This window comes from Parabacteroides sp. AF48-14 (genome assembly GCF_003477465.1).
In the GTDB taxonomy this organism is placed as follows: Bacteria; Bacteroidota; Bacteroidia; order Bacteroidales; family Tannerellaceae; genus Parabacteroides; species Parabacteroides acidifaciens.
In genome coordinates this window covers 1-6,724 of sequence record NZ_QUDI01000078.1, presented here as the reverse complement: position 1 = coordinate 6,724, position 6,724 = coordinate 1, and the positions used below count along the sequence as shown (strand labels likewise).

The 6,724-nt window shown below is 34.4% G+C and carries 8 protein-coding genes and 1 pseudogene; all 9 read left to right on the top strand.

All coding sequences use genetic code 11. From position 1 onward, the window contains the following. The first annotated feature begins 123 nt into the window (after positions 1-123). The 9 genes and pseudogenes from DW083_RS21580 (at position 124) to DW083_RS21540 (ending at position 6,490) form a co-directional block, all read left to right on the top strand. Positions 124-1,118, top strand: a pseudogene (locus DW083_RS21580) (SMI1/KNR4 family protein). Between the two features lie 72 nt (positions 1,119-1,190). Further along, entirely contained in the window at positions 1,191-1,490 is a 300-nt protein-coding gene (locus DW083_RS21575; protein WP_032536035.1) for a hypothetical protein, read from the top strand. Between the two features lie 80 nt (positions 1,491-1,570). Further along, the gene (locus DW083_RS21570) at positions 1,571-2,476 is read left to right on the top strand and encodes an immunity 22 family protein (RefSeq protein WP_009017660.1); all 906 of its coding nucleotides are present in this window, start codon (positions 1,571-1,573) and stop codon (positions 2,474-2,476) included. 69 nt (positions 2,477-2,545) lie between these two features. After that, positions 2,546-2,947, top strand: coding sequence for an SMI1/KNR4 family protein (locus DW083_RS21565; protein ID WP_032581400.1), 402 nt, complete (start codon positions 2,546-2,548; stop codon positions 2,945-2,947). An 82-nt stretch (positions 2,948-3,029) separates the two neighbouring features. After that, positions 3,030-3,431 carry a hypothetical protein gene (locus DW083_RS21560; RefSeq protein WP_117513271.1) on the top strand — a complete coding sequence of 134 codons (402 nt, stop codon included), beginning with the start codon at positions 3,030-3,032 and terminating at the stop codon, positions 3,429-3,431. Between the two features lie 45 nt (positions 3,432-3,476). Continuing rightward, positions 3,477-4,097 (top strand): hypothetical protein, encoded by a 621-nt coding sequence (locus DW083_RS21555; protein WP_118459178.1) that lies wholly within the window; start codon positions 3,477-3,479, stop codon positions 4,095-4,097. Positions 4,098-4,157: 60 nt separating this feature from the next. Beyond that, positions 4,158-5,222 (top strand): ankyrin repeat domain-containing protein, encoded by a 1,065-nt coding sequence (locus DW083_RS21550; protein WP_032581399.1) that lies wholly within the window; start codon positions 4,158-4,160, stop codon positions 5,220-5,222. 71 nt (positions 5,223-5,293) lie between these two features. Then, positions 5,294-5,845, top strand: a complete 552-nt coding sequence (locus tag DW083_RS21545) for a hypothetical protein (protein WP_044299313.1) — start codon at positions 5,294-5,296, stop codon at positions 5,843-5,845. Positions 5,846-5,926: 81 nt separating this feature from the next. After that, positions 5,927-6,490 carry a hypothetical protein gene (locus DW083_RS21540; RefSeq protein WP_004295267.1) on the top strand — a complete coding sequence of 188 codons (564 nt, stop codon included), beginning with the start codon at positions 5,927-5,929 and terminating at the stop codon, positions 6,488-6,490. Positions 6,491-6,724 lie beyond the last annotated feature (234 nt).

The following is a 6,724-nucleotide window of genomic DNA, read 5'->3' as shown; positions in this document are numbered from 1 at the left end:
CCCAATCATTTACAGATATGTTCATTAATTGGTTGAGAATAAGATAAAAAATGACACTAACAAGCGGCTCAACCTCCCCTGAAAGGTCGGTTAGCCACCCAACATTATCTGCCCATAAAAAGAATGAATATGAAAATAGAATTAGAAAATTGCCAAAAAAGTCTTACTCTCAAAGATTTTGAAGAAATAGAGAGTAAATTGGGTTATGCCTTGCCGGAAAGACTGAAAGAGTTCTATTTACAATATAATGGAGGTTCTACGAAACAGACCGCAAGCATAAATAAATATCAAGAGGTGGAAATTGAAGATTTCTTCCCATTCAAATATAACAAGGATTTTAAGAATGACCCCAGATATACGGCAGAAGGCGAAACATTAGAGTTAAGAAAAGCTGGAGCTATATCTGATAGCATTCTTATTTTTGCTATGGATCTACCGATGAAGGTCGGATTACCATAGACTTGGTTAATGGAAAGATCTATCTTTACCCTATTGTGGGGATGCAAGATGTAATCTTCAATTTTGGAGAGCCACGACTTGTTGCAAATTCAATAGATGATTTCTTTGACAATCTCGTTGTTTTGGACGGGCACAAAGCAATTCCAGCAATAGAAGAAATCGAAGAAGGACAAACGGAGACAGCAGGTGTAATGCCTGAACTTTCGGACTGTTCGGCTTCGCTAACAAAAGAAGATATAAAGAATTTTGAGGTTGAGTTGAATGTAAAGATTCCGGCAGGCATGAAGAACTTTTACCTCAAGTTCAACGGTGGTATGCCATCACCATATTGTTATCAACCGCAGGACGAGGATTTGGATCGGGTGGAGATAAATGCGTTCTTTCCGATAAAGGAACGCACCAATGCTTTTGAAACAATTGAAGTCATAGCCAAAGATATATGGAGTAGGAATTTAATGCCATGCAATCTGTTGCCTTTTGCTATGGATTCGGGTGGAAACTATTATGCGTTGAACTTGAAGAATAAAAAGATTTACTATTACTTGACTGACGAGTGGGACGAAAACGCTTCAAGAGAATACAACTTTGAAACAAATACTCGTTACATCGCCCAGTCATTCAATTACTTTATAAATCATTTTATCGAAGAAGAGGAATAAAGCGGGCAGATAACAAGCGGATCAATCTCCTTTAATGATGATTATCCACCGAACATTATCAGTAAAACAATAATGGAAACGAAATTAGAATTTTATAAAGCAATACGACTTTTAGATTGTGGAAAGATGGAACGTGCTATGGAAATCTTGCAGGAAGTCATAAAAACATCACAAGAAGAAAAAGATGATTTATCTTTTATTCGTTCTAACTGTGTATTAGGTGAATTGTATTTCGGCTTGAACGACTTCGATAAATCAAGATTTCATTTAGAAGCGGCTTTGAATACAATGAATAATTGTAATTTGGAGAAAGATTTATTCGATTACGAAAAGCTATCCGCTTCAAAAATTCTAATGAAATTAACTAAGTAAATACTGATAACAAGCGGCTCAACCTACTTAATAGTCGGTTAGCCACCAGACATTAGTCGCTTGAAAAATAAAAAAAGAAAATGAGCAAGATAATGATATGGGTCGGTCAATTCGATTCCGAAGCTGACTTTGAGAAATATATGGATCAATCGGCTTTCCGTCAATGGTGGAAAGAATACGATGAAGACAATAAGGAACTTCGTTGCCAGTTCTGTAAAGAGCTTGGTGTAATGGACTATGACGAAGATTCTCTTATTATGAAATATTCTTCTGAAGGACTTGAGAATCTGTTGAATGTTATTCCGGCAGACACAGATAAAATCAAGGAAATACTAAGAGCGAAAAAAATAACTGTCGCAAATGCGGCAATCATGTATAATAGCCATGAGGGTATATCATTGCAGAAAGCGACGAATACCGTATCGGTATCCTTCTTGGGCTCTTTTATTTTTGAACTTAATCCGACTGGTACAACAGCCTCGACTGCCGGTTTGAAATATATGACATGGATTGGGCATACCGATAAAAATGAAACCGAATTTATGGAGTATTTTAATCAAGAGCAATACCTCAAGGAGTTGGAAGCGTATGAATCCGGTCAGAGCAAAAAGCGTCCCAATCCCGAACATCGTTGTCAGTTCTGTAAAGACTTAGGTATAAAATTCTATTATCCAGAGTTTTTAAGAATTAAAATTGACAAAACATGTACAATGAATTCTGTTCAATTAATTCAATCAGTTATAATAGACAATAATGTACTTGATTGTTGGGTTGAAAAATCATTAAATAGAAATGGCCTTAATAATGCCTCAAATAATTGTACTTTCTGCTATATCCCGAATGGTTTTAGAGATAAAAAGAAAAACCAAAAAGTTTTTATTCTTAAAGAAAACATGAAAGGTCATCTTGGCATACCTAAAAAATATGTTGAAGAGATTGCGGACTATAATGGTCTTCGTTACTTATCAACATTTGAATGGGAATAAGCGACTAACAAACAGCAAACCGACTAAAAAGCGGAACGCTGCCAAACATTAGTGTCATATAAAATTATAATGAAACAGATAATAGAAAAAATCAATAAAAGTTGGCACTCCAATCCTCCATGTGATCAACAAATAATGTTGAGTGTGGGAAAGTTGTTTCCATTACCCGATGATTATAAGGAATTTATGTTATGGAGTAATGGTGGAGAAGGTAATATTGGTAGTCAATATTTATCATTATGGAAGATTGAAGATTTGATGCAACTGAACAAAGAATACCAAATACAAAAGTATTTGTCGAAAAAATCTTTGGTTATTGGCACTGATGGAGGCGATAATTGTATCGGTTTTTATTTTGGAGAACCTACTTTTATTTTTTTACAACCATTAGGAGATTTAGACTTATCTGAGAATAGATTTTTATCCCAATCATTTACAGATATGTTCATTAATTGGTTGAGAATAAGATAAAAAATGACACTAACAAGCGGCTCAACCTCCCCTGAAAGGTCGGTTAGCCACCCAACATTATCAATAATTAAACAGAAACGCAATGACAAAAGAAGAAGCATATATTTTATTAAGTTTCCATTCTTGTAAAAACAATGATATAGAAAATGAGAAATGGGAAAATGGATTTCTTGGTTCACTTCGTCCATTTCAAGGAAAACTATATGAGTGTAATTTTATCGAGATAATGGAATGTCTTAAAGTTCTTGCAGATGATTTTATGAAGCCAACGATCAATCAAACCCTACTAAGTGATGTATATAGCATAATACATTTAGGCAGGAGGTGGATTGACGGAGCTGATTTTGTTACACAAGAGCAGCAAAAGCAAATCATAGAATGGGTTGATATGATACAAGATTGTTTCTACTACCTATTAGAAGGAGATATTGATACTGCGTTTCTTGAATATGAAGAATATAAAATTGATAACAAGGAAAGCTAACTCCTAAACGGCGTTCCTTTCCAAGCCATTAGCAACCCCAAATAGATGGAAATGATTGAAGAAACTATAAGAACTGAATTTGAAGCATTGAAAAATGACTTTGAAACCATAAGACAACAAATAGAAAACGATGTTGTCAGAACTGAGTTGTATAAGGGCGAGTTTTATGAACTTACTCCATATTCCTATCAGCGTAATGGTTGCAAACAAGGAAAACCTGTAAAGCGTCCTGATACAATAAAAAGCACCAAAAATCTTTGTATCTACGGATTTAATAATCAAAATCAAATCGTAGAAGTTAAGGTCGGTTGTTCTATTGAAGATCAGTTTTATCACACCTTCTTATATTATACAGACAATCTTGTGAAAAGTATTCTATATGATAATGGAAAACATTTGATGAATGTATGCCATTACTTTTTCGAGGACGGAAAGTTGAAACGGTCACAGTTATGTGGTAAGTATGGTAGCCGTGAAGAAAATTATATCTATAAAGAAAATGCTTTGACACATATTGAAGTAAAACAATATGATATTGAGGGTAATAGTGGTAGTGATTTAATTCATATATTCCAATATCAAGACGATGGGGCTTTAGAAAGTATTACCGAATCATTTCCAAATGGATATTCTGAAATAATCTATAAGACGATAAGAAGTTGCTAACAAGTGGCTTAACCTCCCCTGAAAAGGTTGGTTAGCCACCAGACATTATAAACTCAATAGATGAATAATAAAGAAATTTATATAAAACTGGAAAAAGCAGTTGGCGATAACAACGTGCAGGAAGTGTCGAATATACTCGACCAACATTCAGATCTGGATTTGAATGATGAGAATTTATATACGCTTCATCCACCTTTATGCCGAGCTGCAAAGAAAGGTTTTTATGAAATTTGCAAGACTTTAATTCAATATGGAGCCGATGTAAATTGTATTAAAGATAGATTATTTTCTCCTTTATGGGGTGCTTCGTCTGGAAACCATTTAGAAATAGTCAAACTATTGATAGAAAATGGTGCAGATATAAATGCTTATGAAAGTTCTACAACAGCAGCTTTGAATGAAGTAGCCGCTAAAGGGCATTTTGAGATTGTTCGCTATCTTATAGAGAAAGGTGCGGATATAAATAGGCTTACTACAACTCTACTTTTTTCTCCTCTTGATTGGTCTATTAGTAGTGGACATAACGAAATAAGCCTTTTTCTGAAGGAAAAGGGTGCGTTGTCCAATATCAACCACGATTATGTATGGTCTGAAGTAGGTGGTGGCATATCCCAACATATAGACTGGAATATTGGCAGAGTTATTCCTAACAAATTCAATGAAATGGAAAATGGTGTATTCAATAGGCTTGCGGTTGTTAATAGAGGCAACAATTCGTTATTGTTCAGTGTAGGAAATTTCCAATATACCCAGCCTTATGTGGAGTTTGTTATTGTGCTTCCGTTTGGCTGGAATCCATACTCTAAAATGGAGAAGACACAGTTCCCTTATATGGTAATGAAAGAATTGACGAACCAAGTCCGTAACGGAAGAACATTCTCTGATGGAGATTTTATATCCAAAACAGAGAAAGGGTTCAACGCAATCTCTTGGTCGGAGAAATTGGCTGGATTCTATGTCGTAGATTATAACTACTCTGATACAGCGAATCAATATGATAACAAAGAGGATATGGTTACTCTTTATACGCTTATTCCTGTAAAAGCTACTAAAAAGGGATATAGCGAACACTCTTTAGAAAAATTGAAGTCTAAGAAATGGAAAGCGATTGAATTGAGTTTATAACAAGCGGATTAATCTTCTAAAAACTCGATTATCCGCCGGACATTACCGATAATAATAAAAACAAAGAAAATATGAACGAACGATATGCCAAATGTATTCCATTCGATAAGAATGTAAAAGGCAGGATTGGTGGCAATCCTCCTAAATGTATAGAAGGACAAATCCCTTGCGATTATAAATTCTATGCAACACTGGTACATCCTGAAAAGGAGAACATCATGCTTTCTATCATCATTCACCAAGATTATGACACTCTTATTGACAACAACATATATCCCTCAATAGCAGTCAAAGTAATAGAACATGAATTTTCCGAAATTGGCAATTGTGCAGAAAAGCGAAACGCCAGCTTAGACATGTGTTCTATCAGTGAATATTCAGAAGATAAGGATAGTGAAAATATACTTGTAAAAATAGGTGGTGAACCTTCCCTTATCCAAGATGAAGAAAGCTATTATAAAGAATTAGAGAAACATGGTTTTTCTTTTTTCTTATCAATAGACGAGGACGGATATAGTGAAGATGTTACTATTGGCAGTTATCCTTTCGGATATGGAGCTTTGTATTTGTATAAGCGCTGTACAACCAATGAAATAATCGCAGGATTTTGGCAATGTTCGTAAAAAATATATCGGTAACATGCACCTGTTCCGCCTAACGGCGGCAAGCTGCAAACCATTATAATAAATAAAAATCAAAGCATTATGGCAAAATATGAGTTGGGGGCAATTTATAAAATTAATGGTCGAAGTGGTGAATTGTATTATGTAAGACTTTTGACAAACGACTGTTATGGCGTTTTTTCATCATTAGAAGGCGAACTGAATGAAGAGACATTTGCTCAAACCCATTATCGTCTCTATTTTAGCTGTAACTCTTTTCCTATAAAACGAGGTATATGGGAAAAAGTCGTATCATCTCCAAACTGTACAGATATTGCACGGTGGCAACGCCCTCAATATTTAGCTAATTTTGCTAATTTCAACATGAAATTATTTCTTGATCAATGTAGAGTTTTTCATGAAGATGGGAACCTTTATCAATGTGAAAGTAAAGAGGAGTTTATTAGATTAGTAAAATCCGGTAAGATTTTATTTTGTTTTAATACTTATGAAATTATACCAGACTTTCTAATGAGGTATTACAAGGATTTCCCCAATAGCTATATTGTAAATAAAGATTTTATCCATAGTGGAACTTTGGAATACCAAAAAGAACAAACAAATGTATTAAAAGAATTAGGCTTTGATATTGGAAACTTATTATAACAAGCGGCTGAACATTCCTATAAAGGTTAGTTAGCCACCAAACATTAGCAACCCTGTAAATACAAATTATATGTTCATTGAAAAATTAAATCAATATACAGAAGAACAGATTATCGGATTAAAGCATGAAGATAATAAGTTGCGATTGTTGATAGAAGAACAACCTGACATAGAGAAATTGAAACTTCTAAAAGAAGCTATAATCAATGAAACGACAGAAGTAACATTGGTAAT